This is a genomic window from Pseudomonas sp. NBRC 111131 (genome assembly GCF_001320525.1).
GTDB classification, from domain to species: domain Bacteria; phylum Pseudomonadota; class Gammaproteobacteria; order Pseudomonadales; family Pseudomonadaceae; genus Aquipseudomonas; species Aquipseudomonas ceruminis.
On record NZ_BCBH01000004.1, the window covers coordinates 226,152 to 252,295 of the forward strand.

The following is a 26,144-nucleotide window of genomic DNA, read 5'->3' on the forward strand; positions in this document are numbered from 1 at the left end:
CGGGTTAGAGCTTCATCACCAGCATGCCTGCCAGCACAAGCCCGCAAGCTAGGAGTCTGGGTCCGCCAAAAGGTTCTTTGAGGTAACGCATGCCCAGCAACACCACCAGAATCACGCTAAGTTCGCGCAAGGCCGCCGCCTCGGCCACCGAGCCCAGGTGCATGGCCCATAGCACCAGCGCATAACTGAACAGCACGCAGAACCCTACCGCCAGGCCCAGGCGCCATTGGGCGCGCCAGAACAACACGAAGGGTGCACGCCGCACCACACTGGCCAGAACCGGAAATGGCCAGGCACTGAGCAAGGTCAGCCACACCAGGTAATCCCAGGGCTTACCCCACAGCCGCACTGCCTGCCCGTCGAACCAGGTGTAGCAGCCGATGCAAAGGCCGATCAGCGCCACCACCGGCAGCATTGACCAAGGCAAACGGTCTCCGCCGCCACCTTGCCACAGCAGGCAAGCCATACCGCAAGGGATCAACAGGATGCCGATGATCTGCTGCTGGCTCAGCGTCTCGCCGGCGAACGCCAGGGTCAGCCCCAGCACCACCAACGGCGACAGGCCGCGCATCAGAGGATAGACCAGCCCCAGATCACCGACTCGGTAGGCCTGGATCAGCAGGAACCGGTACAACTGCTCGGCCAGCGCCGAGGCCAGCAGCCAAGGCCAGATTTCAGCCGGAGGGACATCGACGAAGCCCACGGCGAGTACCGCGAAGGCCAACGCCACCGTGTCCATGCTGGCGATCACCAGCACGCGTTCGCCACTGAATTTGATCAGGGTGTTCCAGGTCGCATGCAGCAGGGCGGCGACCAGTACCAAGGAAGTTGCCAACACGCGTTCAGGTCCTTGTCACGTTTCCAGCGGTGACTATATAGCCTTCCAAGGGTGGCGCGGCAGCTGCAAATGGCAGGCGTTCCTGAACGTTTCCGACATTATCGGTCAAATGCTGTGTCCCGAACCCCTCGCCAGGTCATCAAAGAACTGCCCGAGCCATTCGGGTACGACTTGGAAGCCACTGTTACAGGATTCGGGATGCTTGAATTAGTTGCCGCGTTTATCTGCCTCACTACCCTCCTCACCTATGTCAATTACCGTTTCATCGGCCTGCCACCTGCCATTGGCGTGATGGTCACGGCGCTGCTGTTTTCCCTCATCTTGCAGGGCTTGAGCCTGATCGGCTTCCCCGGACTGGAGGAGCGCGTCGAAGGGCTGATGAACCAGATCGATTTCAATGACCTGCTGATGCACTGGATGCTGGCGTTTCTGCTGTTCGCCGGCGCACTGCACGTCAACCTCACCGACTTGCGCAGCTATCGTTGGCCGATCGGCCTGCTGGCAACCCTGGGGGTGCTGATTGCAACCGTGGTGATCGGCTACCTGTCGCATTGGGTGTTCGCGCTGTTCGGCTGGCATGTACCGTTGATCTACTGCCTGTTGTTCGGTGCGCTGATTTCGCCCACCGACCCAATCGCCGTGCTCGGCGCGCTGCGTACCGCCAACGCCTCCAAGCCGCTGAAGACCACCATCGTAGGTGAATCGCTGTTCAACGACGGCACTGCGGTCGTGGTGTTCACCGTGCTGCTGGGCATCGTGCAGTTGGGTGAAACGCCCAGCATCACCGACACGGCGATCCTGTTCGCCCATGAAGCCATCGGCGGCGTGGTGTTCGGTGGCGTGATCGGCTATGCCACTTACCGCATGATCAAGAGCGTCGAGCAATACCAGGTCGAGGTCATGCTGACCCTGGCACTGGTTATCGGCGGTTCGGCGATGTGCTACGAACTGCATGTCTCGGCGCCGATCGCCATGGTGGTGGCGGGGTTGATCATCGGCAACCTGGGGCGCAACCTGGCGATGAACGACATGACCCGTCGCTACATGGACGGTTTCTGGGAATTGATCGACGACATGCTCAACGCGCTGCTGTTCGCCTTGATCGGCCTTGAGCTGTTGCTGCTGCCGTTCAACTGGATGCACCTGGCAGCAGGGGGTGTGCTGGCGCTGGCGGTGCTGCTGTCTCGACTGCTGACTGTCGCCCCGGCGATCTTGCTGTTGCGCCGCTGGCGCAGTGTGCCCAAAGGCACTGTGCGGGTTCTGACCTGGGGTGGCCTGCGTGGCGGCGTGTCAGTGGCGCTGGCCCTGTCGCTGCCGCTGGGTGAGGAACGTGACCTGTTGCTGTCGATCACCTACATCGTGGTGCTGTCCTCGATCCTGGTGCAGGGGCTGAGCATTGGGCGGGTGGTGCGCAAGGTCAGCGCACCCTGAAAGGCCAGGGCCGCTTCGCGGCCCAATGGCCAGTCACTCCACCGCGGAGTCCGGGAACTGGTCCTGCACGTACTTGATCTCGGTCCGCCCGTGGGGTGCCGGCAGGCCATCCTCGCCAAGGTTGACGAAGACCATACGGTCAACCGTGAGAATGCTCTTGCGGGTGATCTTGTTACGCACTTCGCAGCGCAGAGTGATCGAGGTGCGGCCGAATTCGGTCGCGGTGATGCCCAGCTCGATGATGTCGCCCTGACGCGAGGCGCTGACGAAGTTGATCTCCGACATGTACTTGGTCACCACCCGCTGGTTGCCCAGCTGGACGATGGCGTAGATCGCCGCTTCTTCGTCGATCCAGCGCAACAGGCTACCGCCGAACAGGGTGCCGTTGGGGTTGAGGTCTTCGGGTTTTACCCATTTGCGGGTGTGAAAGTTCATCTGTACTCCTGACCTGCTTGGCTAACGTGTAGCCATGATGGCAGAGCGGCCGCCGCCACTCCATTGAACATCGACTATCGTCGCGATAAATCGACAGAAAGCCTTGGGTGTGTAACGCAGCCACGGCTATAATCCCTGCCGATTCACATGGTAGCCATTAGCGGTGCCATGCCCGCCACCCGTCCGAGGGGCGCTGCAGCAGGTCATCCTGTCAGGCTCGGATGGGGCGTTGTCCGCTCCCGCGGACGCTTAACGCACAACGGCGCCCATTCGCACACTACGAATGGAGGCTCTAATGAGCGCTGTAAACACGCCTGCAGGTTTTTCCGACTTCAAGGTCGCCGACATCTCCCTGGCCGACTGGGGCCGTAAGGAAGTCATCATCGCCGAATCGGAAATGCCCGCGCTGATGGGCCTGCGCCGCAAGTATCAAGCCGAGCAACCGCTCAAGGGCGCCAAGATCATCGGCTGCATCCACATGACCATCCAGACCGCGGTACTGATCGAGACCCTGGTCGCCCTGGGCGCCGAAGTACGCTGGTCGTCGTGCAACATCTTCTCCACCCAGGACCAGGCCGCTGCCGCCATCGCCGCTGCCGGTATCCCGGTTTTCGCCTGGAAAGGCGAGACCGAGCAAGAGTACGAGTGGTGCATCGAGCAGACCATCCTCAAGGATGGCCAGCCATGGGATGCCAACATGGTGCTGGATGACGGCGGTGACCTGACCGAAATCCTGCACAAGAAATACCCAGCCATGCTGGACAAGATCCATGGCGTGACCGAAGAGACCACCACCGGCGTGCATCGCCTGCTGGACATGCTGGCCAAAGGCGAGCTGAAGGTCCCGGCCATCAACGTCAACGACTCGGTCACCAAGAGCAAGAACGACAACAAGTACGGCTGCCGTCACAGCCTGAACGACGCGATCAAGCGCGGTACCGACCACCTGCTGTCGGGCAAGCAGGCCCTGGTGATCGGCTACGGCGACGTGGGCAAGGGCTCGGCCCAGTCCCTGCGCCAGGAAGGCATGATCGTCAAGGTCACCGAAGTCGACCCGATCTGCGCCATGCAGGCCTGCATGGACGGCTTCGAAGTTGTCTCGCCCTTCAAGGACGGTATCAACACGGGTACCGAGGCCGGCATCAATGCCGACCTGCTGGGCCGCATCGACCTGATCGTCACCACCACCGGTAACGTCAACGTCTGCGACGCCAACATGCTCAAGGCCCTGAAGAAGCGCGCCGTGGTCTGCAACATCGGCCACTTCGACAACGAGATCGACACCGCCTTCATGCGCAAGAACTGGGCATGGGAAGAGGTCAAGCCGCAGGTCCACAAGATCCACCGTACCGGCGCTGGCACCTTCGACCCGCAGAACGACGATTACCTGATCCTGCTGGCCGAAGGCCGCCTGGTGAACCTGGGCAATGCCACCGGCCACCCGAGCCGCATCATGGATGGTTCGTTCGCCAACCAGGTGCTGGCACAGATCTTCCTGTTCGAGCAGAAGTTCGCCGAACTGCCTGCCGCCAAGAAGGCTGAGCGCCTGACCGTGGAAGTACTGCCGAAGAAACTCGACGAAGAAGTGGCCCTGGAAATGGTCCGCGGCTTCGGTGGCGTGGTGACCCAGCTGACCCCGCAACAGGCCGAGTACATCGGTGTGACCGTCGAAGGCCCGTTCAAGCCGGACGCCTACCGCTACTAAGCGGCAAGCTTGCAGCCTCAAGCGACAACCATGCCGTTGTCGCTTGAGGTTCAGGCGCCCAGGATCTTGAACGATGCCCAAGCCAGATCGGCCATCACCGATCTGGCTTTTACTTGCAGCGTGAAGCGTGCTGCTTGAGGAACGACCAATGTCACAAGACCGCCGTTACAGTTTCGAATTTTTCCCGACCAAGACCGATGCCGGTCACGAGAAGCTGATGGCCGTCGCCCGTCAGCTGGCGACCTATAACCCCGACTTTTTCTCCTGCACCTATGGTGCCGGTGGCTCGACCCGCGACCGCACGCTCAATACCGTGCTGCAGCTGGAAAGCGAGGCCAAAGTCCCTGCCGCGCCGCACCTGTCGTGCGTGGGTGACACCAAGGAAGAGTTGCGCGCCCTGCTCGCCCAGTACCAGGCTGCCGGCATCAGGCGCATCGTCGCCCTGCGTGGCGACCTGCCGTCAGGCATGGGCATGGCCAGTGGCGAACTGCGTTACGCCAGCGACCTGGTCGAGTTCATCCGCCAGGAAACCGGTGACCACTTCCACCTGGAAGTGGCGGCCTACCCGGAAATGCACCCACAGGCTCGCAACTTCGAGACCGACCTGGCCAATTTCGTGCACAAGGTCAAGGCCGGTGCCGACAGTGCCATCACCCAGTACTTCTTCAATGCCGACAGCTACTTCTACTTCGTAGAGCGCGCGCAGAAGCTGGGTGTGGATATTCCAGTGGTACCCGGCATCATGCCGATCACCAACTACAACAAGTTGGCGCGCTTCTCCGACGCGTGCGGTGCCGAGATCCCGCGCTGGATCCGCAAGCAACTGGAAGCCTATGCCGACGATGCCGCCAGCATTCAAGCCTTCGGTGAGGAAGTGATCAGCCACATGTGCGAGCAATTGCTGCAAGGCGGCGCGCCAGGTCTGCACTTCTATACCCTGAACCAGGCCGAAGCGAGCCTGGCGATCTGGAACAACCTGAAGCTGCCTCGCTGAAATCTTTTGGCAATATCCTATTCAGAAATGCTTAAGGCTTTAGTCATAGACTAAGGCCTTATTCATTTTCTGGTTCAACAGGTCATTGCCTGCAATGCAACTGCCCCCACCCTCGCGCCCCCAGCTGGTCTACCTGGCCTTCGGCCCAGCCACCTACCATCAGGAAGCCTGCTTCAGCATCGTCAGCGCCCTGGCCCATCTGGGCTCGCCGGCAGGCCAGGCCATGGACATCCAGGTCTACACCGACACTGCCGAGCCCTACGCCCAGCTACCGGTCACCGTCCACCTGCTCGATGAGGCCACGCGCCAGGCCTGGAACGCACCCCATGGCTACCATTTTCGCAGCAAGCACGTGCTGTTGCGCCAAGTGCTGCAGCAGCACCCGCTTGCCGTGCTGATCGATACCGACACCTTTTTCCGCACCTCGCCGATGCAGTTGTTCCAGCGCGTACGGCCTGGCCAGCTGCTGTGCAACATGATCGGTTCGCGCTACGGGGCCAACCAGCAGTGCCTGCTGTATAAAAACCTGCTCACCCTCCTCAAGCAACGTGGCCTGGCCGACTGCCGGATGCCGCTGATCAATTCAGGGGTCATCGGGCTGACCGCCGCAGACGCCGGAACACTGGAGCAGTCCATTGCCATGATGGACGAGTTTCACCCTCTGGCACGCTCTGCCTACACCCTGGAGGAGTTCTGCCTTGCGGTGGCTGCCTACCGCAAGCTGGCACTGGCCCAGTGCCCCGACGTCATTCACCATTACTGGAGCCGCAAGGCGCAGTTTCGCGCCAAGATCCAGGCCTGGTTGCGCAAGCACGCCGACGACCTGCTCAGTGAGGCAGCCCTGGCGGATGTCGCCCTGGTCAACGACCAACTGCCGCGGCCGCCCACCTTGCAACGCCTGGGCTACAAGGCCTTAAGCCTGACCATGCCCAGCCGCGAACGTCAGTTTGCCCGCGAGTTGCTGTATGGCTGCTACCCCTACCCCAACGAGTTCGACCGCGCCTGCGCGCCGGCCTGGTGGGACAAAGCGCTGCAAAACCTCAACGAACGGTACGGCCACATCGAGCCCGACCGGCTGCGCCAGTGCCTGCGTCATCCAGGCCTGCGTCTGTCGCTCGGTGCACGACGCAAGGATATCGAGGCACATTTGCTGAGAGCCTCCCAATCCTGAACCGCAGGCTCTGGCCTTGGGTTTGCCTTGCGCGTAATCTCGCGCCATGCCGCACATCGCCCGCCTGTTCTGCATCCTGCTGCTCGCCTGCCTGAGCCCCATGGCGCAGGGCGAACGCCTGCGCCTGGTAAGCGACGACTGGGCGCCCTACATCTACCAGGATGCAGGCCAGGCCAAGGGTATCGACTATGAAGTCACCACTGAAGTGTTCAGGCGCCTGGGCGTCGAGGTGGAGTGGCAATTCCTGCCCTGGAAACGCTGTCTGGCCATGATCGAGCAAGGGCTGGCCGATGGAATCATGGACATCTTCCAGGTCGATACGCGTAAGGCGTACCTGATCTACCCTCTGGAACCGATGTCCAATGTCGAGTTCGTGCTGTACCAGGCCTCCGCCCGCCGCCACGCCATCGGCCAGCTCAGCGACCTCGCCGACCTGACCGTGGGCACGTCACCAGGCTATGCCTACAGCGCCGAATTCAATGAGGCGTCCAGTTTCAGGCGTGAAGCGGCGCCCAGCCAGGAAGCCAACTTCGGCAAGCTGATGCTTGGGCGTATCGACCTGCTGATCACCGACCGCCTGGTCGGCCGCTACCTACGCAAGCAATTGGGCCTTGAGCAGCAGATAGAAGAACTGCCGCTGGTGGTCAGCCGACAATCGCAATACCTGGGTTTGACCCGCAAACCCGGGCGCGAGGAACTGGCCCAGGCGTTTACCCAGGAGCTGCGGCGTTTCAAGCAGGAGGCGGCATTCACCACCATAATCCAACGCTATGTCAACGACGCTAGCCATCTTCCCGCCGCCGTTGAGCAGCAGGAAAGCAGCACGTTGCGATAGCTCTGTTATACTCGGGCCTTCCCGCCCGGCTCACGCCCGGACGCTCGGCCTCGCAACAGGCATCCCGATCAGCATCGACGCCCCTTTGGCGTCCACCCTGCGTTTTCCGGATGTGCAGTGAAAGCCCAGCTGGACCGGACGCGATCGCATCCCACCGATGCCCGTCGCGCCAGGCAGAATATCCCTACGGGCCCAGCCCACACGAGAACAGGATTGCCCATGTCCTTTGCTTCCCTCGGTCTCTCCGAGGCTCTTGTCCGCGCTATCGAGGCAGCGGGCTATACCCAGCCGACTCCGGTGCAACAGCGGGCGATTCCCGCCGTGTTGCAAGGCCGCGACCTGATGGTTGCCGCACAGACAGGTACCGGTAAAACCGGCGGCTTTGCCTTGCCGATCCTTGAGCGTCTGTTCCCGGCGGGCCACCCCGACAAGTCCCAACGCCACGGCCCGCGCCAACCGCGCGTGCTGGTGCTGACCCCGACCCGCGAACTGGCGGCTCAGGTGCATGACAGCTTCAAGGTATATGCCCGCGACCTGCCGCTGGTCAGTGCCTGCATTTTCGGCGGCGTTGGCATGAACCCGCAGATCCAGGCCATTGCCAAGGGCGTGGATGTCCTGGTGGCCTGCCCGGGCCGCCTGCTCGACCTCGCCGGGCAAGGTCGCGTCGACCTCGCCCACGTGGAAATCCTGGTCCTTGATGAAGCCGATCGCATGCTCGACATGGGCTTCATCCACGACGTCAAGAAGGTCCTCGCCCGCCTGCCGGCCAAACGCCAGAACCTGCTGTTCTCGGCCACCTTCTCCAAAGACATCACCGACCTGGCCGACAAGCTTCTGCACAACCCGGAGCGCATCGAGGTCACCCCACCGAACACCACGGTCGAACGTATCGAGCAGCGCGTCTATCGCCTGCCCGCCAGCCATAAGCGTGCACTGCTGGCACACCTGATCACGCTCGGTGCCTGGGAACAGGTCCTGGTGTTCACCCGTACCAAGCACGGCGCCAACCGCCTGGCCGAGTACCTGGAAAAGCACGGCCTGACCGCCGCCGCGATCCACGGCAACAAAAGCCAGAATGCACGCACCAAGGCACTGGCCGACTTCAAGGCCAACAATGTGCGAGTGCTGGTGGCGACCGACATCGCTGCCCGCGGCCTGGACATTGACCAATTGCCGCACGTGGTCAACTTCGAGCTGCCGAATGTCGAAGAAGACTACGTTCACCGTATCGGCCGTACCGGCCGTGCCGGGCGCTCGGGCGAGGCCATTTCCCTGGTTGCGCCGGATGAAGAGAAGCTGCTCAAGAGCATCGAGCGGGTCACCAAGCAGAAAATCGCCGACGGCGACCTGATGGGCTTCGACCCAAGCCAGGTGGAAGCCGAGAAGCCTGAAGTACGCGAACGCCCGCAGAACAACGGCCGCGGTGGCCGTAATCAGCAGTCGCGTGGCGACGGTGGCAAAGACGGCAGCGGTGGCCGCAAAGACAAAGGCAAGGACAGAGGCAAGGCCAAGCAGCAGGCTGCCGATAAGCCGGCCGACAAAGAAAAGGCCGGCGAAAAGCAGCAGCAACCGCGCAAGCCCCGGGACAAGAAACCCCGTCAGCAGCAGGCTGGCCAGAACGCCGCCCCTAAAGCACCCGCCGACCGTGCGCCGGATGAATTCCTGGACGACGAAATCGACAACTTCGGTAACCGTGCCGACTACGTCAGCCCGTACCAGAATGCCAAGAATCAGGGGCGCAACCGCCGCCCAGGTGGTGGCACCGGCCAAGCCCAGCAAGGCCAAGGTACCGGGCAACGCAGCAACGGCGGTGGCCAGGGCCGTAATGGCGGCCAGCCGCGCAACGCCAGTGGCGAGAAGCGTCCGCCGCGCAACAACAATGGTGGTGGCGCGCGCCGTGATGGCAACGGTGGTGGCCGCAACCGTTCAGCCGGCCGTGATGATGCGTCGCGCCAGGAACCGGCCGTGCGCAGCTCGCGCGAGCCGCAGAACCAGCCGGTGATCATCCGTAAGGAATCCAAGCTCGACCGCTACCCGACACCCGAGCAACTGGACGACCTGCCAAGCCGCCCACGCGGTGAGCGCCCTGCGCTGCTGACCCGCAAGGGCTCGTAACGCAGCCGCAATAAAAAACGCCGCCCGATGGGCGGCGTTTTTTATTGCCTGAGCAATGGATTACTTCTGCTTCACGCCTTCGACGCTGATATCCAGGTCAAGGGTCTGCGAGGTTGGGCCAGGGCCCTTGATGCCGAAGTCGTTCAGGTTCAGGGTCGTGGTGGCGTTGAAGCCTGCACGCTCGCCGCCCCATGGGTCCTTGCCCTCACCGTTGAAGGTGGCCTTGAAGGTCACCGGCTTGGTCACGCCGTGCAGGGTCAGGTCGCCGGTCACGTCAGCGGTCTTGTCGCCAGTGGACTTGACGCTGGTGGAGACGAACTTGGCTTCCGGGTATTTCTTCACGTCCAGGAAGTCGGCGCTGGCGATGTGCTTGTCACGCTCGGCGTGGTTCGACCACAGGCTGGCGGTTTTCAGGTCGACGGCGATCTTGCTGGCTTCAGGCTTGGCACTGTCCCAGGTGAAGTTACCGTCGAAGTCCTTGAATGTGCCATGGATGAAGCTGTAGCCCAGGTGGCTGATTTTCCAGTCGACGAACGCGTGCTGGCCTTCCTTGTCGATCTTGTACTCGGCGGCCATGGCCTGGCCAGCGGAGAGCAGAGCGGTACCGAGCGCCAGAGCGGCAAAAGTCTTTTTCAACATCCTTACTTCCTTCCTTTGCAATTGAGGTTGAGAGTCAAGCTTTGCGGCCCAGCATGCGGGTCAGGGTCGCGTCACGGTCGATGAAATGATGCTTGAGTGCGGCCAGGCCATGCAGCACGGCGAAAATCACCAGGCCCCATGCCAGCCAGAGATGAATCACACCCGCGAGGTCAGCCTGATCGGGTATGTCGCTGATCAGCGCCGGCACTTCGAACAAGCCGAACACCGGAATACCGACACCGTCGGCGGTGGAGATCAAGTAGCCGGCGATCATCACCGCAAACAGGCCCAGGTACAACGCCAGGTGGCCCAGCTTGGCTGCCACACGGGTGAATGCCCCGTGGTTGGCCGGTGCCGGGGGTGGCGGGCTGATGAAACGCCAGACTACGCGCAGCAGCATGACCGCCAACAATACCAGGCCGATACTCTTGTGCAGGTCCGGGCCGGCCTTGCGCCAGGGGCTGTAGTAGTCGAGGCCGACCATCCACAAACCCAGGCCGAACAGGCCAAAGACCGCCAGCGCCACACCCCAGTGCAGAACAATGCTGACCACGCCATAACGAGAAGTTGAATTACGCAGTTGCATGATGACGTGTTTCCCCGTGAAAGCTGTGCACAGACTAACGCGTAACGTATCGAATAAAAGCGGAAAAAATTGCTTCGGATTATCGAGAAATCCGATATTTAGTGTGTGAGTTTGCTATTAAGGAAACATTAACAATAGCGGGGAATTGTAAGTTGTCAGGTCATGACCCTGCCGCCTTTTTGCGGCGGCAGGGTCATGATAGACCTCAGTTGGCCTTGGCCTGAACGTCGGTCACTGGCTTCTTGGCGGGGTCTGACTTGGCATTGGCCTTCTTGGCCTCGGCCGGCTTGTGCGTCTGCTTGGGCGCAGGCTTGTGCGCCGGCGCATGTTTGGCAGGTGCGGCCTTGGTCGCGGCCGGCTTGGCAGGCGCTTGCTGGGCGACCGCTGCCGGCGCAACCGGCGCTGGCGCTGGCGGGGCGGCAGGGGTAGGCACTGGCGCCACATCCTCGGCCTTGGCAACCGGCGCGGCTTTGGCCTCAGGCTTGTCAGCCCCCCCGAACAGACGCGAGAAGAAGCCAGGCTTGTCCTGCTTGGCTTCTTCGGCATTCGCAGGTGCTGCTTTCACAGGCGCTTTCTCGGTCTTGTCACCCTTGTCGGACGCGCCACCAAACAGGTTGGAGAAGAACCCGCCCTTGTCTTTCGCGGCCACCGCACCCGCTGCCGCCGCAGCTGCCACGGGCGCCGCCTTGGCCGGGTCGAAGGACTTGCCGGCCAGCAGGTCCTGCACCTGGCTGGCCGCCCGCTGGCCGCTGCGCAGGGCGCCCTCCAGCGTGCCTGGGTAGAGTGCGTCGGTGTGTTCACCGGCAAATGCAATACGCTGCACCGGGCGCTCCCACAGGCGCCAATACTTGCTGATCTGCCCTGGGCCATACGCCAGGTAGGCACCGCCTGTCCCAGCGTCGGTGCTGTAGCGTTTGACCTCATAACCGGTGAACGCGCCACGAGCCTGGGGGTAGAACGCGTGCAGACGGATCAGCACCTGGTCGACCATCTGCTTGTCACCAAAGGCTTGCAGCAGGCGGGCATTGTCGCCAGACAGGTTGATCACCACGTTGGCGCCGCCCTTGAGGGCCGGCTCGATCCACAGCATTCCGAGGCCGGCGTTACTGAAGATTTCACCCGACATGCGCGCCCGGCTCTCCCACACCGGCTGCTTGAACTTGAGCATCAACTGGTCGCGCCAGCCGTAATTGGTGCCCTTGAGCGCCGCCAGGTGCTGGTTGTCCAGCCCCGGGGTGATCTGGATCTTGGCCAGCGCACGCAGCGGCACCGCCATCACCAGGTAATCGGCCTGATAACCGACACTGCCGACCTTGACCGTCACACCGTCCTTGTCCTGGACGATGGCGGTGACCGGTGAACTGGTCTTGATGGTTTTGAGCTGCTTGACGAAGGCCTGGGCCAGCACCGGGCTGCCGCCAGGCAAACGCGCCGCACGCAGGTCGCGGTCACTGACACCGCGGTACACACGGTTCTGTTGGGCGAAGTAGAGCAGCGACAGGCGCGAAGGCTCATCGTAACGGGTACGAATCTGCTGGTTGATCAATTGCCGCGCGGTGGCTGGCAGTTGCAGCTTGTCGAGCCAGGAAGACACGTTGATCTGGTCGAGCGCGAACAGGGTGCTGGTTGCCTGCGGGTTGAGCGGGTCATCGATCGAGCGGGCGAGGTCATCGAGGGTTTTCTCGTAACGCTTGAGCGCTTCGGCCGTCGCCGGCTGCTTGGTGGCCAGGTCGGTGGCGCTGAAGTATTCACCGTCGATCAGATAGCCTGGGGTACGCACGAACTCCGGCGCAGGCAGTGTTTCAAGCTTGAAGCGGTCCAGGTACTGGTTGACTACCGGCTGGGCCTTGCCGTTGCCGATCCATTCGCTGGTGGCCAGGCCCGAGCGCCCACCCATGCCCGACTTGGCCTCCAGCAGGGTAACCTGCCAGCCCTTGTTTTGCAGTTCGTAAGCTGCGGTCAGGCCTGCCAGGCCACCTCCGACCACGATTGCCGAAGGTGTCTTGTCCTTTGCCAGCGCGGCGCCGCTGGACACACCGATCAATACCAACGCGCACAGGCGCACCCAAGCAGCAGCCATGATGGCGAACTCCGAGTCAGACGTTACAGAAATGGGAAGAGGCAGAAACGCCCCGAGCGGCAATGCGTTAAGAATACGTCAGGTCTGCAGACCCTGCCAGCACAGCGATATCAAGTGCCTTTGGCAACAGGTATTTTTGTCATCGGCCTGGCCAAAGGCCGCCATGACCTTCTGATCCGCTTGCCCGACAGGCCGCCTGCGACCACCAGCGGTTGTCCTGCCTCCCGGCATTGCTTAGGCTTACGCGGTCTACCCAAGCCGCAACGCCAGGAGAAGTGCCCATGGGCCTCAACGATCAGTGGATGCAACGTGACCTCAAGGTCCTGTGGCACCCCTGTACCCAGATGAAAGACCACGAGCAGCTACCGCTGATCCCGATCAAGCGCGGCGAGGGGGTATGGCTCGAGGACTTCGAGGGCAAGCGCTACCTGGATGCGGTCAGCAGCTGGTGGGTCAACGTGTTCGGCCATGCCAACCCGCGCATCAACCAGCGCATCAAGGACCAGGTCGATCAGCTCGAGCATGTGATCCTCGCCGGTTTCAGCCACCAACCCGTGATCGAGCTGTCCGAGCGCCTGGTGGCCATGACGCCGGCCGGGCTGGATCGGGTGTTCTATGCCGACAATGGCTCGTCGTGCATCGAAGTGGCGCTGAAAATGAGCTTCCACTACTGGCAGAACATCGGCAAACCGGCCAAAAAACGCTTTGTCACCCTGACCAACAGCTACCACGGCGAAACCATCGCTGCCATGTCGGTCGGCGACGTACCGCTGTTCACCGAAACCTACAAGGCGTTGCTGCTCGACACCCTCAAGGTCCCCAGCCCGGACTGCTACCTGCGCCCTGAAGGGATGGGTTGGGAAGAACACTCGCGCAACCTGTTCGCGGTCATGGAACAGACCCTGGCCGAACACCACGACACCCTCGCGGCGGTGATCATCGAACCGTTGATCCAGGGCGCCGGAGGCATGCGCATGTATCATCCGGTCTACCTCAAGCTGCTGCGCGAGGCCTGCGACCGTTATGGGGTACACCTGATCCATGACGAAATCGCCGTTGGCTTCGGCCGCACCGGCACGATGTTCGCGTGCGAACAGGCCGGTATCCGCCCCGACTTCCTGTGTCTGTCCAAGGCGTTGACGGGCGGCTACCTGCCGCTGGCCGCCTGCCTGACAACCGACACCGTGTATCAGGCGTTCTACGACGACTACCCGACCCTGCGGGCGTTCCTCCACTCGCACAGTTACACCGGTAACCCGTTGGCCTGCGCCGCCGCCTTGGCGACCCTGGACATCTTCGAGCAGGACAACGTGATCGAGGCCAACAAGGCGCTGTCCGCACGCATGGCCAGTGCCACGGCGCACCTGGCCGACCATGCCCACGTCGCGGAAATCCGCCAGACCGGCATGGCCCTGGCCATCGAAATGGTACAGGACAAGGCCGGCAAGGTGGCCTACCCCTGGCAGGAGCGCCGTGGCCTGAAAGTATTCGAGCATGCCCTGACCCGCGGCGCCTTGCTGCGTCCGCTGGGCAGCGTGGTGTACTTCCTGCCGCCGTATGTGATCACGCCCGAGCAGATCGACTTCCTGGCGGATGTCGCCAGCGAAGGCATCGACATCGCCACCCGCGAGAGCGTCAGTGTCGCCGTGCCGGCCAACTTCCACCCCGATTTCCGCGACCCGGGCTAGGCCCGAAAGCGCGTCACGCGACTTTCCCTGCCGGAGCGGGCTTGCCTGTCCCTGCAGGGGATCTGTGTACCTCTTTTACCGAGCAAAACCATGAGACTGTCCCGCTTCTTCATCGACGCCCCCCTGAGCCTTGGCGAGCACGACCTGCCCGAGGCCCAGGCCCATTACATCGGCCGCGTATTGCGCATGGCGCCCGGCGATGCCGTGCAACTGTTCGACGGCAGCGGCCAGGAGTTTCTTGGCCAGTTGCTCGAAGTGGGCAAAAAAAGCGTGCGCGTGAGTCTCGACCAGGCCCTCGCCGGTCAGGCGGACTCACCCTTGCATATCCACCTCGGCCAGGGCCTGTCCCGCGGCGAACGCATGGATTGGGCGATCCAGAAGGCGACCGAACTGGGCGCCAATGAAATCACCCCGATCGTCAGCGAACGCTGCGAAGTGCGCCTAAAAGACGAGCGCGCGGACAAACGCCTCGCCCACTGGCGCCAAGTGGCCATCAGCGCCTGCGAACAATGCGGCCGCTCGACCTTGCCGATCATCCATCCACCCGTCACCTTGGCCGAATGGCTCCAGGGCAGCGAAGCCGACCTGAAGCTGGTGCTGCACCCGGTCGCCGAGCCCCTGACCCGCCATGAAAAGCCGGCGCGCCTGGCCTTTCTCATCGGCCCCGAAGGCGGTTTGAGCGACACCGAGGTCGAACAGGCGAAGGCCGCTGGCTTCCACGCCGCACGCCTGGGCCCGCGCGTATTGCGCACCGAAACGGCGCCCGTGGTGGCGCTGTCGGTTGCGCAGCAGCTGTGGGGCGACTTCTAACGCACGTACAGCGACACCGCCACGAAGTGCATCAGGCTGCCGGCAATCACGAACAGGTGCCAGATGCCATGCCAGTGGCGGAAGCGGCTGTCGAACGCAAAGAAGATGATACCCACCGTGTAGAACACGCCACCGGCCGCCAGCCAGGCGAAACCGGCAGTACCCAGGCTTTGCAGCAGCGGTTTTACTGCTATCAGGACGATCCAGCCCATCACCGCATAGATGATGATCGAGAGGATGCGCGCCTCTGAGCGCGGCTTGATTTCCTGCAGCATGCCGATCACGGCCAGGCCCCAGACCACGCCGAACAGGCTCCAGCCCCAAGGCCCACGCAGGCTGACCAGGCAAAAGGGTGTGTAACTACCTGCGATCAGCAGGTAGATCGACAGGTGATCGAGCTTGCGCATGATCACCTTCGCCTTGCCGCGGGTGCTGTGATAGAGGGTGGAAATGCTGTAGAGCAGCAGCAATGTGCCGCCGTAGATAGAGAAACTGACGATCTTCCATGGGTCGCCCTGCAGGCCCGCGACCACGATCAGCCAGATGCCACCAATACAGGCCAGGACGGCACCGATCAGGTGGGTCCAGGCGTTGAAGCGTTCGCCGTAATACATGCAAACACAGACCTCCTTGAGTGGGCTGGGTTCCTTCTGTAGTCAGTTGCGGCCTCTTCGCGGGTAACCCCGCCCCCTCGGTGTGCCACTTATCTCGCGGCAGCGGTGTACCCGCGAAGGGGCCGTCAACTGCACATCCTAACCACGGACAGGTTGCAGTTGCGCGTCTCGCACCAGCCGTTCCAGCCCGACCAAATCCGGCACCCGCGCCACCTGCTCGCCCACCTGTACAGCGGCGAGTTCCAAGCTGCCCAGTGGCACATCCACATAGTTGAGCTGGCTGTCGAGCTTGCACGAGCGTGGAATGTCCTGCAGCAGTACGGCCAGGTAGCGCAGGCCAGTATCGCCCAAGGCATTCAGCACCACGATTCGCGCACGCTCGCCGCAGGGCGTCTGGCCGCCGCAAGCAGCCTCGAAACCGATCAGCGGCAGATGTTGCCGGCGCCAGTCGATCCACCCCAGATGCCAGGGCAGCTCCCCTGGCTGGCAGAGCAAATTGCGCTGTCCAATCAACTCGGCCACGGCCACGTTCGGCAGCACCAGCGTGCGGTCCCCCAATGGCAGCAACAGGCCCGTCAGGCTGCTGCGCTGGCCTGCGATCAACTCAAGCATGGGCGTGGCTCCAATGGGCAATGCTCTGCAACAGCACCGATTCCTGATACGGCTTGCCCAGGTAGTCGTTGACGCCGATGGCCATGGCCCGGTCGCGGTGTTTCTGGCCGGTACGTGAAGTGATCATGATGATCGGCAAGTCTTTCAGCCGCTCATCGCGACGAATGCGGGTGGCCACCTCGAAGCCGTCCATGCGCGGCATCTCGATATCCAGCAACAACACGTCTGGGCGGTGCTCCTCCAGCAAGGTCATGGCATCGACCCCATCCTTGGCCGTCAGTACCGTCATGCCGTGGCGCTCGAGCAGGCGGCTGGTGACCTTGCGCACGGTCACCGAGTCATCCACCACCATCACCAGTGTCGCGCGCCGCGGTGCCGGCCCGAACAGCGTACGCTGCACCCCGCTTCCGCCGGGCAGGCGCGCCAGGCGACGCTGCTGGCCGCGCAACTGCCCCAGCAAGTCGAGAATCAGCACGACCCGGCCATCACCCAGCAGGGTCGCACCCGACAGCCCGGGCACTGCGGCAAACTGCGGGCCCAGGCTCTTGACCACGATCTCGCGGCTGGGCGACATGCTGTCCACCTGAATGGCGAACGACTGTTCCTGGGAATGCACCAGCAACACCGGCAGCGGCACACTCTGCCCAAGCAGGCCGGGCCGTGGCAAACCTTGCAACAACTCTCCCAGGTAGCGCAGCTCATACGCGTGGCCGGCATACACATAACGGGGCGTTTCCAGCTGATAGCAGGCGGCCAGCTCGGCCGGCGGCACGCGCACGATGCCTTCGATGGTATTGAGCGGGATCGCGTACTGCTCCTCACCCAGGTGCACCATCAACGCACGGTTGATCGACACGGTGAAAGGCAGGCGAATCAGGAAGCGCGCCCCCTTGCCCTGGGCCGACTCGATGCTCATCGACCCCCCCAGTTGCTTGACCTCTTCGTGCACGACGTCCATGCCCAGGCCACGGCCAGAAATCTGCGTGATCTTTTCTGCAGTGGAAAACCCTGGGCGCAGGATGAACTGCAGAATCTCGTGGTCGCTCAGGTGCGCCTGCGGGTCCAGCAGGCCGCGCTTGATCGCCTTGCGCCGCACCGCCTCCAATGGCACGCCTGCACCGTCGTCGGTCATCTCGATGACGATGTCGGCGCCTTCGTGCAGCAAATTCAGGTGGATGATGCCTTGCTCCGGCTTGCCGACCGCCAAGCGTGCCTCACGGGCCTCCAGGCCATGGTCGACGGCATTGCGCAGCATGTGCTCGAGCGGCGCAACCATGCGCTCCAGTACGCTGCGGTCCAGCTCACCTTCGGCATTGCCCACCACCAGCTCGACCTGCTTGCCCAACTCGGCCGCCACCTGGCGCACCACCCGCTGCAAACGGGGCACCAGGCGTTCGAACGGCACCATCAAGGTGGCGGTCAGGCCTTCCTGCAGCTGGCTGTTCACCCGCGCCTGTTGTTGCAGCAGGTTGTGCGCTTCCTGGGCACGCTGAGCCAGGGTTTCCTTCAAGTCGAGCAAGTCCGATGCCGACTCGAACAGCGCCCGCGACAACTGCTGCAACTGGGAATGCCGGTCCATTTCCAGAGGGTCGAAGTCTTCGTACGCATCGCCCTCGAACGGCTGCCGGCTGCTGACCCGCCCTTGAGTCTCGATATCCAGGCGCAGCAATTGGTCGCGCATACGCTCCAGGGTGGTTTCCATTTCGCTCAGGGCGAACTGGGCATCGTTGACCTGTTGCTCGATGCGCCCACGGATCACCGAATGCTCGCCCGCCAGGTTGCCCAGGTCGTCGAGCAGTTCGGCGTCAACCTTGACCATATCCCCGGCGACACGCTCCGGCGTTGCAGCAGGCACCTCCGCAGGGGTTGCCTCCGCCGGAGCCTGGCCGGCGGCGCTGTCGGTCAGGGCCGCACTGCTGAAGTTGCGGATGTAGTCGATCAAGGCGGTGGCCGCATGCAGCGGCTGGCCCAGGCGCACGGCATCGAGCATGTGCGCCAGGCGGTCATGGCAGTTCTGCAACAAGGCGAACAGCGGCGCGCTCGGCGGCAAACGCCCGGCAGCCAGCAACTCGTAAAGGAATTCCAGCTCGTGGGCGAGGTCGCCAATGGCGGTGATCTCGACCATGCGAGCACCACCTTTGAGCGTGTGCAGGTCACGCAGCAGGTTCTCGACCTCGACACTGTTGCGTGGGTCGGCCTGCCAGCGCGCCAGTGCGGCGGCGGCACTTTCCACGATGTCGGAGCTTTCTTCGAGGAACACCTCCAGCAGCTCTTTGTCGCCAGGGCTGTCAGCCTCATCAACCAGCCCCAGCGATGCTGGCAAGGGGGTCACCGAGCCAGGTGCCACCAGGCCGGTGGCATCCGGCGCCAGCGCCCCCTCCAGCAGCCCGCGCAAGCCCTCGATACAATCTGGGCGCGGCGTCGGCTCCTGACCCGCGGCGACCTCGTCGAGCATGTCCAGCAGCGCCTCGTGGGCCTGGCGAGCCTGGGCGAAAAAGTGCGTATCGGCGCCCAGGCTGCCCTCTTCCACCGCGCCATACAGGTCCAGCAGCGCCTCGCAGACATCGTCCAGCTGCCACAAGTCGACCAGGTGTGCGCCATGGCACAGCGTGGTCAACTCATCCAGCAAGGTCTCCAGTGACTGGCGCTGGCCCGGCTGCTCCTGCCAGCGCGACAGCAGCGACTCGGCATCCAGCAGGATGTCCATGGCCTGGGCAAGAAAACTGGCGATCAGTTGCGGGTCCCGCTTGCCCCGGCGTACCGGCTGCGTGGCGTCATGCAAGCTTGCCAGGCGAGTATCCACAGCCTCGCCGACCTGCTCGATGAGCGACGCCGCGCCAGGGAGGGCCGCCAGCGGCGTGCTGCCAAGCTGCGCCAGGCCTTGGTGGAACAAGGCCCGCGCCGCTTCCAGCCATTCCAGTTCAGCCCCCTGCAACGGCACCTGGTGGCCTCTGTACTCACGCACCAGTCGATCGAAGGCGGTGGCCAGCTCGGCGACGGGCATGACCCCAGCCATGGCGGCGCTGCCCTTGAGTGTATGCAAAGCGCGCTGCAGACCGTCACTGACCGGCGTGTCGTGGCCATCGGCGGCCTGCAGGAATGCCTCCAGACTGGCCAGATGGCCCTGGGCCTCGGTGCGGAAAATCTCCAGCAAGCGTGGGTCGAGGCCATCGATCTCGCTACCCGCCAGTGAATCGTTCTCTGCCAAGGCATGCAGGTGGCTGGCCAGTTGCTCGATTTCGGTCACTTGTGGCATCTGGCCTGCTGCAAAATCTGCCAGCAGATCGGGTAAATGCACGACCACCTGCTGCAGCGCCACCACGGCCTCGGGCGCCAGCGCGATACGCCCTTCCAGCACCCGGTTGAGCAGGTGCTCGCCGCCCCAGGCCAGCTCGGCCACCGCTTCGGCATGGACCATGCGGCCACTGCCTTTGAGCGTGTGCAAGTCGCGGCGCACCTCTACCAGGGCATCGCGCAGTGAATTGTCGGCGCGCCAGCGCAACCAGTGGCGCTCGATCTCCGGCAACAGTTCGCTCGCCTCTTCGAGGAACACCTCGCGCAATTCATCATCGATACCATCGCCGCCGTCCTGCAGGTGGGCCGTATCGCCAAGCGCGCATTGCACGCCCAGTGCTGCCAGGCTGGCGCGCGCCATGTCGAGGAAGGGTTGGCCATCTGCCAACGGGTCTGCTACCCGCCATTGCAGGTAGCATTCTCCAGCACTCAGGGCCTCGGCCAAATGGTCCAGTTCATCTGCCGGCGGCTCGGTTTCCAGGTGCTGCAACCAGCCTTGCACATAGCCAGCACAGCCTGCGAACACCTCAGCAGCGGCCGGCAGCATCAGCATCGCCAGCGCCCCGCGCACCTGCTGCAACAGCCCCGGCAGTGGTTGCAGACGCTGGCGCGGCCAGCCCGACTCCAGGCAATCACCGATCAAGTCCTTGGCCTGCTGCAGCACGGCCAAGGCTTCGCTCAGCACCAATTGCCGGATTTCGGCCAGGTCAGAGCCTGGCAGGCCACCTTGCCCACCCTCGTCGAGCGGGCCAACCATGCCATTGAGGCTGGCCTCTACATACAGCAGGGCACCGGCCACATCCATGAGCACCGCGTCATCCACGGAGCGTTCACCCTGGGCCAGGGCTTGCAGGGCCAGCACCTGGTCGATGATGACCCGCCGTGGTTGCTGAAAGCCCAGCACCGCGAGGGTGTCGGCAACGTGGCGCAGAGGCGCCAGCAGGCTGTCGAGCTGCTCGCTGTGCTGGCGGTCACCCCGCACGAACTGGTCCAGGCGCTCCTTGATCCGCATCAGGTCGTCGCACAAGGCAGTGACGACCGATCGCAGGGCATCGCGGCCCGGCCCTGCCTGAATCTGCTCGCGCCAATTCCCCAGCGACAGGTCGAGGTTGGCCAGGTCGTCGGAGCCTGCAAAGCGCTGGGCTGCGCCACTGATCAGGCTGCCCTGGGCCAAGGGCTCGACCCCGCGACAGGCGCGCAGTTGGTTGAGCAATGGCAGCATCACCAAGGGCAGGTCATGACGCGCCCCGCGCAACCGCTCCAGGTACGACGGCAACTGCTCCAGGCCGCGAAACAGCGGGCCCAGGCAATCACCGCGCGGGCTTACATGGCCCTCGGCCATGGCCCTGGCCAACAGTTCCAGTTCTTCGGCCAGGCGCGTGGCACCGCGCAGTTCGAGCATGCGCAGGCAGCCGTGCACCTGGTGCAGGTTATCCACCACGAACGCCAGTATCGACAGGTCGTCCGTCTCCCCGGCAAAGCGCTCCAGGGCCTGACGTGCCTGGCCCAGGCAATCGAGGATCGCCGCCCTGGTCCAGGCCAGGGCGACCGTGTCGTGGCGTTCGGGGCTTACTGCTGCTGAAGCCATGGATGATCCCTCAGCGCCGCTCGGCGGGTGCCGGCAAGGTGAAACCGGACACCGACCGGCGCATTTCGCTGGCCATGCGTGCCAGGTGGCGGATGCTATCGGCCGTGGCGCCAGAACCGGCGGAGGTCTGTGCAGTAATCTGCTGAATCACCGCCATGGTGTGGGAAATCTGCCCTGCCGAGGAGGTTTGCAACTGGGCAGCGTCGGAGATGCTGTGGATAAGTTCGGCGAGGGTTTGCGAAACCCCTTCGATTTCGGCCAGTGCAACCCCGGCATCCTGCGCCAGGCGTGCGCCACGGACCACTTCGGCGGTGGTCTGCTCCATCGAGATCACCGCCTCGTTGGTGTCGGCCTGAATGGTCCGCACCAGCGCCTCGATCTGCCGCGTCGCCGAAGACGAACGCTCTGCCAGACGCTGCACTTCGTCGGCGACCACGGCAAACCCTCGGCCTGCCTCACCTGCCAGCGATGCCTGGATGGCCGCGTTCAGGGCAAGAATGTTGGTCTGGTCGGCAATGTCGTCGATCAGGCTGACGATGTCGCCGATCTCTTGCGAAGACTCACCCAGGCGCTTGATCCGCTTGGCGGTGTCCTGGATCTGCTCGCGAATGTTGTCCATGCCATTGATGGTGTTGTGCACCACCTCGTTACCCTTGTTGGCGATCGCCACCGAACGCTCGGCCACCTTGGCCGATTCGTAGGCATGTGCCGACACCCGGTCGATCGATTCGACCATGTCACCCACCGCTTCGGACGCCTCGCTGATCTGCTCGGCCTGGTGTTCCGAAGCCTTGGCCAGCTGGCGTGCGGTGTTCTGCGTATCCTGCACGGCCGCCGCCACTTGTTCGGCACTGTGGTTGATGGTGGCCACCAGGTCGCGCAACTGGTCGACGGAATAGTTGATCGAGTCGGCGATGGCACCGGTAAAGTCCTCGGTAACCGACACGGTCACGGTCAGGTCACCGTCGGCGAGCTCTTCGATTTCATCGAGCAGGCGCATGATCGCCTGCTGGTTGCGCTCGTTCTTCTCAGCAGTTTCGTGCAGTTGCCTGTGGGTGGTGCGCACCATTACCAGGCCGATAAGGATGATCGAGGCCAGCGCCAGCAGGCCCAGGGCATAACCACCGACGGTATCGAGGGTGCGCCCGGCGGCCAGGTTCTCGAAACTGTTGGCCAGGTGTGACGCTTCGTCGAGCAGGGTCTGCGACAGGCTGAAGATGTTGCCGGCCGCTTCACGCACGCGGAACAGTTCTGGCGAGGTTTCGAGGATTTCATCCACCGAGCCTGCAACGAACTGGAACAACTCGGCGATTTCGGCCAGACGGGCCCGGGCGTCGGCGTCTTCGACACGGGTGACCTGGATGGCCGGGTTGCCCCCGAGCATCCCCTCGAGCACTTGGCCGAAGCGGTTTGCATCGCGGCCGAAGGCATCGGCGGCCTGCGCGGCGGTATCGTCGCCGGCCAGCACGGTATTGACCGAGCCAAGAATGCGTTCGGCAAGCAGCAACTGGCGCTGGGCCACCACTACCTGATTGGCCGGGGCGCCGCTTTGCAGCAGGATTTCGACCACCTTTTCGTACTCGACCTGCAGTTGCGGCACGGTTTCAGCGAGCGTGGCTGCCACCTGGTGCAACGAAAGCACGGTCTGTTCGCTGGCAAGAATGGTGTCGGTGTTCTTGCGCAGGTTTTCCCAATCCTGCCGCACCGCTTCCATTTCATCCTTCACGGTGGCCGGCGCCGCCGGCAGACCGGTGGACTTGTCGCCTTCGCGCAAGTAGCTCCAGCGCCGCTCGAAGTCGTTGCGCGCATCCGACAGCAGCTTGAATGCCAGGGCCTTGCCGGCCGCCGCCTCGGTAGCGTTCTTGGCAATCCGCTGGGACAACACGCGCAACTCGCCGGCATGGCCGATGTACTGCTTGTCGTGATTGGACTGGGTGTTGAGATACGCGAAATTGGCGAACAGCAGGATGATCGACAGGATCAGCACCACGAACAGCACGGTGATCTGCACGATACTGCGGGTGCGCGGGGTCATGCTGGCAGGCGCGACATTGGTGGCTGGCTTGTTCACGTTCGAAAGTCCTATAGCGCCACGTCGAGAAAGCCCGGCGCCTGGGCCAGGGCGAAGGGGCTGAAGATCGCCCAACTGCGCTCACGCAGGAAATGCCCCTGCACGAACCGCGCTGCGGCGCGAATCAGCGGCTGCGGCGGTGACAGCTCCAGGCTGTCCAGGGCAAAGTGCTGCAGGCCCAGCACTTCATCGACCAGCAAGCCGACGAACAGGTCCTCGTGGTCAAGCACCAGCACACGCCGCTGCTTGCCCGGTGCCACCGGGCCCAGGCCAAAGAAACTGCTCAGGTCCATCACCGGCAGCAGCCGCCCGCGCAGGTTGGCTACCCCGCAGACCCAGGGCTGTACCCCCGGTACGCGGCTGCTGCGCGGCTCGCGCAACACCTCAGCCACCTCGCCCATGGGCGCAACGAACCACTGCCCGGCAATGCGAAAACCGATACCGCTCCATTGCTGCGGGCGCGTACCCTGCGGCGGTTGGTCGGCTACCAGCAGGCGGCAGCGCCGGTCGATGTCCAGCAACAACTCGAAGGCGGTCAGCGACGCGCCCTGGGGGCGGGTGGTCAAGCGCCCAGCACTTCGTTGAGTTTGGCGATCAGGGCGTTTTCTTCCACCGGCTTGGTGACGAAACCGCGCGCACCCTGACGCTGGGCCCAAATCCGGTCGGTTTCCTGATCCTTGGTGGTGACGATGAGCACTGGGATGGCGCTGGTTTCTGGGTCCTTGCTCAATTGCCGGGTGGCCTGGAAACCATTCATGCCGGGCATGACGATATCCATCAGCACCGCGTCGGGCCTTTCCTGGCGAGCCAAGGCCACAGCGTCGGCACCGTTGTTGGCCTTGAGCACTTGGTGGCCATGCTTCTCGAGCCATTCGGTCAATCTGTACATCTCTGTCGGCGAATCGTCGACAATCAGAACTCGGGCCATGCTGTTTCCCCGTCAGGAAAATAAAGGCCGCACCACCTCGGGCGCGGTCAGGGTACGTCTTGTTCGTGCACGGCGAACCCGGGCACATGGGCCCTGATCGCATCGAGCAGTTCTTCCTTGCTGAATGGTTTGGTCAGGAACTGGTCAGAGCCAACCACCCGGCCTCGGGCCTTGTCGAACAGCCCGTCCCGTGATGACAGAAGGATCACCGGGATGTCCTTGAATGCACTGTTGTGCTTGATCACGGCGCAGGTCTGGTAGCCGTCCAGGCGCGGCATCAGCACATCGACGAAGATGATCTGTGGCGCGTGGTCGACGATCTTGGCCAGGGCATCGAAGCCGTCGCTGGCCGTGATCACCTCGCAGCCTGCTTCGCCGAGCAACATCTGCGCGGTGCGGCGGATCGTGCGTGAATCGTCGATCACCATCACCTTCAGGGGTTGTTCCATAGATGCCTACCAGAGGAAATTAGCAGCAAGTTGCAAGCGCCAGGCTGCAAGCAAAAGCAGCCCGTCGCAGGGCTGGTCTTTCTTGAAGCGTGTGGCTCAAGGCTTGCAGCTGCATTTTTAGCACACTCCGGGAGGCCATTCCATCTACCACGCCCCTTGACCCGCGGCGTTCGCGGCGCCACCCTGAGCCACTTTTCTTTCGATTCGTCGCGGCCACACGCCGCCAAGAGGAACCACCCCCATGAGCGTTCGCCTCGGCATTGTCATGGACCCTATTGCGTCCATCTCCTACAAGAAGGACAGCTCGCTGGCCATGTTGCTGGCCGCCCAGGCCCGCGGCTGGAGCCTGTTCTACATGGAGCAGCGCGACCTGTATCAGGGCCAAGGCAAGGCCCGCGCACGGATGCGCCCACTCAAGGTCTTCGCCGACCCGGCGCGCTGGTTCGAACTGGGCGAAGAACAGGACAGTACCCTGGCCGAACTCGACGTGATCCTGATGCGCAAGGATCCGCCGTTCGACATGGAGTTCGTCTACAGCACCTACCTGCTGGAACAGGCCGAGGCCGACGGCGTGCTGGTGGTCAACCGCCCGCAGAGCCTGCGCGACTGCAACGAAAAACTGTTCGCCACCCTGTTCCCGCAGTGCACGCCCCCCACCCTGGTCAGCCGTCGCCCGGACATCATTCGCGAGTTCGCCGCCCAGCATGGCGACGTGATCCTCAAACCCCTGGACGGCATGGGGGGTACCTCGATCTTCCGCCACCGTGTGGGCGACCCCAACCTCTCGGTGATCCTGGAAACCCTGACCGCGCTGGGCGCCCAGCAGATCATGGCCCAGGCCTACCTGCCGGCCATCAAGGACGGCGACAAGCGCATCCTGATGATCGACGGCGAGCCGGTCGACTACTGCCTGGCGCGCATTCCCGCCAGCGGCGAGACCCGCGGCAACCTGGCCGCCGGTGGCCGTGGCGAAGCGCGGCCGCTGAGCGAACGTGACCGCTGGATCGCCGCGCAGGTCGGCCCCACCCTGCGTGCAAAGGGCCTACTGTTCGTCGGCCTGGACGTGATCGGCGACTACCTCACCGAGATCAACGTCACCAGCCCAACCTGCATCCGCGAGATCGATGCTGCTTACAACACCGATATCGGTGGCAAGCTGATGGATGCCATTGATCGCCAGTTGCAGGCACGCTGACCGCGGACGCGGAGCAAACGCGCGGAGTGGGTTATGATGCGCAGCCGCAAGCTCCAAGCTGCAAGC

Annotated in this window: 21 protein-coding genes and 1 riboswitch; of the genes, 9 read left to right on the forward strand and 12 right to left on the reverse strand. The window is 63.3% G+C overall.

From position 1 onward, the window contains the following. Nucleotides 1-4: 4 nt before the first annotated feature. Nucleotides 5-838, reverse strand: coding sequence for an EamA family transporter (locus APH34_RS06205; protein WP_054900301.1), 834 nt, complete (start codon nt 836-838; stop codon nt 5-7). 198 nt (nt 839-1,036) lie between these two features. Here APH34_RS06205 and APH34_RS06210 point away from each other — a divergent pair, with 198 nt between their 5' ends. Further along, nucleotides 1,037-2,269: a sodium:proton antiporter gene (locus APH34_RS06210; protein ID WP_054900302.1), complete on the forward strand. Its 1,233-nt coding sequence runs from the start codon at nt 1,037-1,039 to the stop codon at nt 2,267-2,269. A 33-nt stretch (nt 2,270-2,302) separates the two neighbouring features. Here the strand turns inward: APH34_RS06210 and APH34_RS06215 are convergent, their stop codons facing one another. Beyond that, nucleotides 2,303-2,704: an acyl-CoA thioesterase gene (locus APH34_RS06215; protein WP_054900303.1), complete on the reverse strand. Its 402-nt coding sequence runs from the start codon at nt 2,702-2,704 to the stop codon at nt 2,303-2,305. Nucleotides 2,705-2,883: 179 nt separating this feature from the next. Beyond that, a riboswitch (S-adenosyl-L-homocysteine riboswitch) is annotated at nt 2,884-2,979 on the forward strand. Between the two features lie 20 nt (nt 2,980-2,999). On the opposite strand from APH34_RS06215, the gene ahcY reads away from it, so the two are divergent. The 5 genes from ahcY (at nt 3,000) to APH34_RS06240 (ending at nt 9,524) form a co-directional block, all read left to right on the forward strand. Beyond that, nucleotides 3,000-4,409 (forward strand): adenosylhomocysteinase, encoded by a 1,410-nt coding sequence (ahcY, locus tag APH34_RS06220; RefSeq protein ID WP_054900304.1) that lies wholly within the window; start codon nt 3,000-3,002, stop codon nt 4,407-4,409. A gap of 148 nt (nt 4,410-4,557) precedes the next feature. Then, the gene (metF, locus tag APH34_RS06225; protein ID WP_054900305.1) at nt 4,558-5,403 is read left to right on the forward strand and encodes a methylenetetrahydrofolate reductase [NAD(P)H]; all 846 of its coding nucleotides are present in this window, start codon (nt 4,558-4,560) and stop codon (nt 5,401-5,403) included. A gap of 94 nt (nt 5,404-5,497) precedes the next feature. Continuing rightward, nucleotides 5,498-6,574, forward strand: coding sequence for a hypothetical protein (locus tag APH34_RS06230; protein WP_054900306.1), 1,077 nt, complete (start codon nt 5,498-5,500; stop codon nt 6,572-6,574). Between the two features lie 46 nt (nt 6,575-6,620). Beyond that, entirely contained in the window at nt 6,621-7,409 is a 789-nt protein-coding gene (locus tag APH34_RS06235) for an ABC transporter substrate-binding protein (RefSeq protein ID WP_054900307.1), read from the forward strand. 219 nt (nt 7,410-7,628) lie between these two features. After that, on the forward strand, nt 7,629-9,524 hold the full coding sequence (locus tag APH34_RS06240; protein ID WP_054900308.1) for a DEAD/DEAH box helicase: 1,896 nt from the start codon (nt 7,629-7,631) through the stop codon (nt 9,522-9,524). A gap of 60 nt (nt 9,525-9,584) precedes the next feature. On the opposite strand, the gene APH34_RS06245 is transcribed toward APH34_RS06240, so the two are convergent. The 3 genes from APH34_RS06245 to APH34_RS06255 all read right to left on the reverse strand — a co-directional run bounded on the left by APH34_RS06245 (nt 9,585) and on the right by APH34_RS06255 (nt 12,829). Beyond that, on the reverse strand, nt 9,585-10,163 hold the full coding sequence (locus tag APH34_RS06245) for a YceI family protein (protein WP_054900309.1): 579 nt from the start codon (nt 10,161-10,163) through the stop codon (nt 9,585-9,587). 34 nt (nt 10,164-10,197) lie between these two features. Next, nucleotides 10,198-10,749: a cytochrome b gene (locus APH34_RS06250; protein WP_054900310.1), complete on the reverse strand. Its 552-nt coding sequence runs from the start codon at nt 10,747-10,749 to the stop codon at nt 10,198-10,200. A 205-nt stretch (nt 10,750-10,954) separates the two neighbouring features. Further along, the gene (locus APH34_RS06255; protein WP_054900311.1) at nt 10,955-12,829 is read right to left on the reverse strand and encodes a flavin monoamine oxidase family protein; all 1,875 of its coding nucleotides are present in this window, start codon (nt 12,827-12,829) and stop codon (nt 10,955-10,957) included. Nucleotides 12,830-13,110: 281 nt separating this feature from the next. Here APH34_RS06255 and APH34_RS06260 point away from each other — a divergent pair, with 281 nt between their 5' ends. Both APH34_RS06260 and APH34_RS06265 read left to right on the forward strand, forming a co-directional pair. Continuing rightward, on the forward strand, nt 13,111-14,517 hold the full coding sequence (locus APH34_RS06260) for an adenosylmethionine--8-amino-7-oxononanoate transaminase (RefSeq protein ID WP_054900312.1): 1,407 nt from the start codon (nt 13,111-13,113) through the stop codon (nt 14,515-14,517). A gap of 90 nt (nt 14,518-14,607) precedes the next feature. After that, a complete protein-coding gene (locus tag APH34_RS06265; RefSeq protein ID WP_054900313.1) occupies nt 14,608-15,327 on the forward strand; it encodes a 16S rRNA (uracil(1498)-N(3))-methyltransferase in 720 nt (239 codons plus the stop codon). Here the strand turns inward: APH34_RS06265 and APH34_RS06270 are convergent. The 7 genes from APH34_RS06270 to APH34_RS06300 all read right to left on the reverse strand — a co-directional run bounded on the left by APH34_RS06270 (nt 15,324) and on the right by APH34_RS06300 (nt 24,883). Further along, nucleotides 15,324-15,941 carry a hemolysin III family protein gene (locus APH34_RS06270; protein ID WP_054900314.1) on the reverse strand — a complete coding sequence of 206 codons (618 nt, stop codon included), beginning with the start codon at nt 15,939-15,941 and terminating at the stop codon, nt 15,324-15,326. The genes APH34_RS06265 and APH34_RS06270 overlap by 4 nt on opposite strands. Before the next feature lie 138 nt (nt 15,942-16,079). Further along, the gene (locus APH34_RS06275; protein WP_054900315.1) at nt 16,080-16,553 is read right to left on the reverse strand and encodes a chemotaxis protein CheW; all 474 of its coding nucleotides are present in this window, start codon (nt 16,551-16,553) and stop codon (nt 16,080-16,082) included. Continuing rightward, nucleotides 16,546-21,435 (reverse strand): Hpt domain-containing protein, encoded by a 4,890-nt coding sequence (locus APH34_RS06280; RefSeq protein WP_054900316.1) that lies wholly within the window; start codon nt 21,433-21,435, stop codon nt 16,546-16,548. The genes APH34_RS06275 and APH34_RS06280 overlap by 8 nt, the downstream gene beginning before the upstream one ends. A gap of 10 nt (nt 21,436-21,445) precedes the next feature. Further along, on the reverse strand, nt 21,446-23,470 hold the full coding sequence (locus tag APH34_RS06285) for a methyl-accepting chemotaxis protein (RefSeq protein ID WP_220462373.1): 2,025 nt from the start codon (nt 23,468-23,470) through the stop codon (nt 21,446-21,448). 47 nt (nt 23,471-23,517) lie between these two features. Further along, on the reverse strand, nt 23,518-24,072 hold the full coding sequence (locus APH34_RS06290) for a chemotaxis protein CheW (RefSeq protein ID WP_054900318.1): 555 nt from the start codon (nt 24,070-24,072) through the stop codon (nt 23,518-23,520). Then, a complete protein-coding gene (gene pilH, locus APH34_RS06295; RefSeq protein WP_054900319.1) occupies nt 24,069-24,434 on the reverse strand; it encodes a twitching motility response regulator PilH in 366 nt (121 codons plus the stop codon). Before pilH ends, APH34_RS06290 begins: the two co-directional genes overlap by 4 nt. 47 nt (nt 24,435-24,481) lie before the next feature. Then, nucleotides 24,482-24,883, reverse strand: a complete 402-nt coding sequence (locus APH34_RS06300; protein ID WP_054900320.1) for a PleD family two-component system response regulator — start codon at nt 24,881-24,883, stop codon at nt 24,482-24,484. A 241-nt stretch (nt 24,884-25,124) separates the two neighbouring features. Between APH34_RS06300 and gshB the strand changes: the two genes are divergently transcribed. Continuing rightward, nucleotides 25,125-26,078 carry a glutathione synthase gene (gene gshB / locus APH34_RS06305; RefSeq protein WP_054900321.1) on the forward strand — a complete coding sequence of 318 codons (954 nt, stop codon included), beginning with the start codon at nt 25,125-25,127 and terminating at the stop codon, nt 26,076-26,078. Nucleotides 26,079-26,144 lie beyond the last annotated feature (66 nt).

Excerpts from the sequence above, each read along its gene's own strand:
- APH34_RS06250 (WP_054900310.1), bottom strand. The coding sequence starts at position 10,749 with ATGCAACTGCGTAATTCAACTTCTCGTTATGGCGTGGTCAGCATTGTT.
- APH34_RS06235 (WP_054900307.1), top strand. The coding sequence starts at position 6,621 with ATGCCGCACATCGCCCGCCTGTTCTGCATCCTGCTGCTCGCCTGCCTG.
- APH34_RS06215 (WP_054900303.1), bottom strand. The coding sequence starts at position 2,704 with ATGAACTTTCACACCCGCAAATGGGTAAAACCCGAAGACCTCAACCCC.
- APH34_RS06280 (WP_054900316.1), bottom strand. The coding sequence starts at position 21,435 with ATGGCTTCAGCAGCAGTAAGCCCCGAACGCCACGACACGGTCGCCCTG.
- APH34_RS06230 (WP_054900306.1), top strand. The coding sequence starts at position 5,498 with ATGCAACTGCCCCCACCCTCGCGCCCCCAGCTGGTCTACCTGGCCTTC.
- APH34_RS06260 (WP_054900312.1), top strand. The coding sequence starts at position 13,111 with ATGGGCCTCAACGATCAGTGGATGCAACGTGACCTCAAGGTCCTGTGG.
- APH34_RS06265 (WP_054900313.1), top strand. The coding sequence starts at position 14,608 with ATGAGACTGTCCCGCTTCTTCATCGACGCCCCCCTGAGCCTTGGCGAG.
- APH34_RS06255 (WP_054900311.1), bottom strand. The coding sequence starts at position 12,829 with ATGGCTGCTGCTTGGGTGCGCCTGTGCGCGTTGGTATTGATCGGTGTG.
- APH34_RS06240 (WP_054900308.1), top strand. The coding sequence starts at position 7,629 with ATGTCCTTTGCTTCCCTCGGTCTCTCCGAGGCTCTTGTCCGCGCTATC.
- APH34_RS06270 (WP_054900314.1), bottom strand. The coding sequence starts at position 15,941 with ATGTATTACGGCGAACGCTTCAACGCCTGGACCCACCTGATCGGTGCC.
- APH34_RS06275 (WP_054900315.1), bottom strand. The coding sequence starts at position 16,553 with ATGCTTGAGTTGATCGCAGGCCAGCGCAGCAGCCTGACGGGCCTGTTG.
- metF (WP_054900305.1), top strand. The coding sequence starts at position 4,558 with ATGTCACAAGACCGCCGTTACAGTTTCGAATTTTTCCCGACCAAGACC.
- APH34_RS06210 (WP_054900302.1), top strand. The coding sequence starts at position 1,037 with ATGCTTGAATTAGTTGCCGCGTTTATCTGCCTCACTACCCTCCTCACC.
- APH34_RS06245 (WP_054900309.1), bottom strand. The coding sequence starts at position 10,163 with ATGTTGAAAAAGACTTTTGCCGCTCTGGCGCTCGGTACCGCTCTGCTC.
- ahcY (WP_054900304.1), top strand. The coding sequence starts at position 3,000 with ATGAGCGCTGTAAACACGCCTGCAGGTTTTTCCGACTTCAAGGTCGCC.
- APH34_RS06285 (WP_220462373.1), bottom strand. The coding sequence starts at position 23,470 with ATGACCCCGCGCACCCGCAGTATCGTGCAGATCACCGTGCTGTTCGTG.
- pilH (WP_054900319.1), bottom strand. The coding sequence starts at position 24,434 with ATGGCCCGAGTTCTGATTGTCGACGATTCGCCGACAGAGATGTACAGA.
- APH34_RS06300 (WP_054900320.1), bottom strand. The coding sequence starts at position 24,883 with ATGGAACAACCCCTGAAGGTGATGGTGATCGACGATTCACGCACGATC.
- gshB (WP_054900321.1), top strand. The coding sequence starts at position 25,125 with ATGAGCGTTCGCCTCGGCATTGTCATGGACCCTATTGCGTCCATCTCC.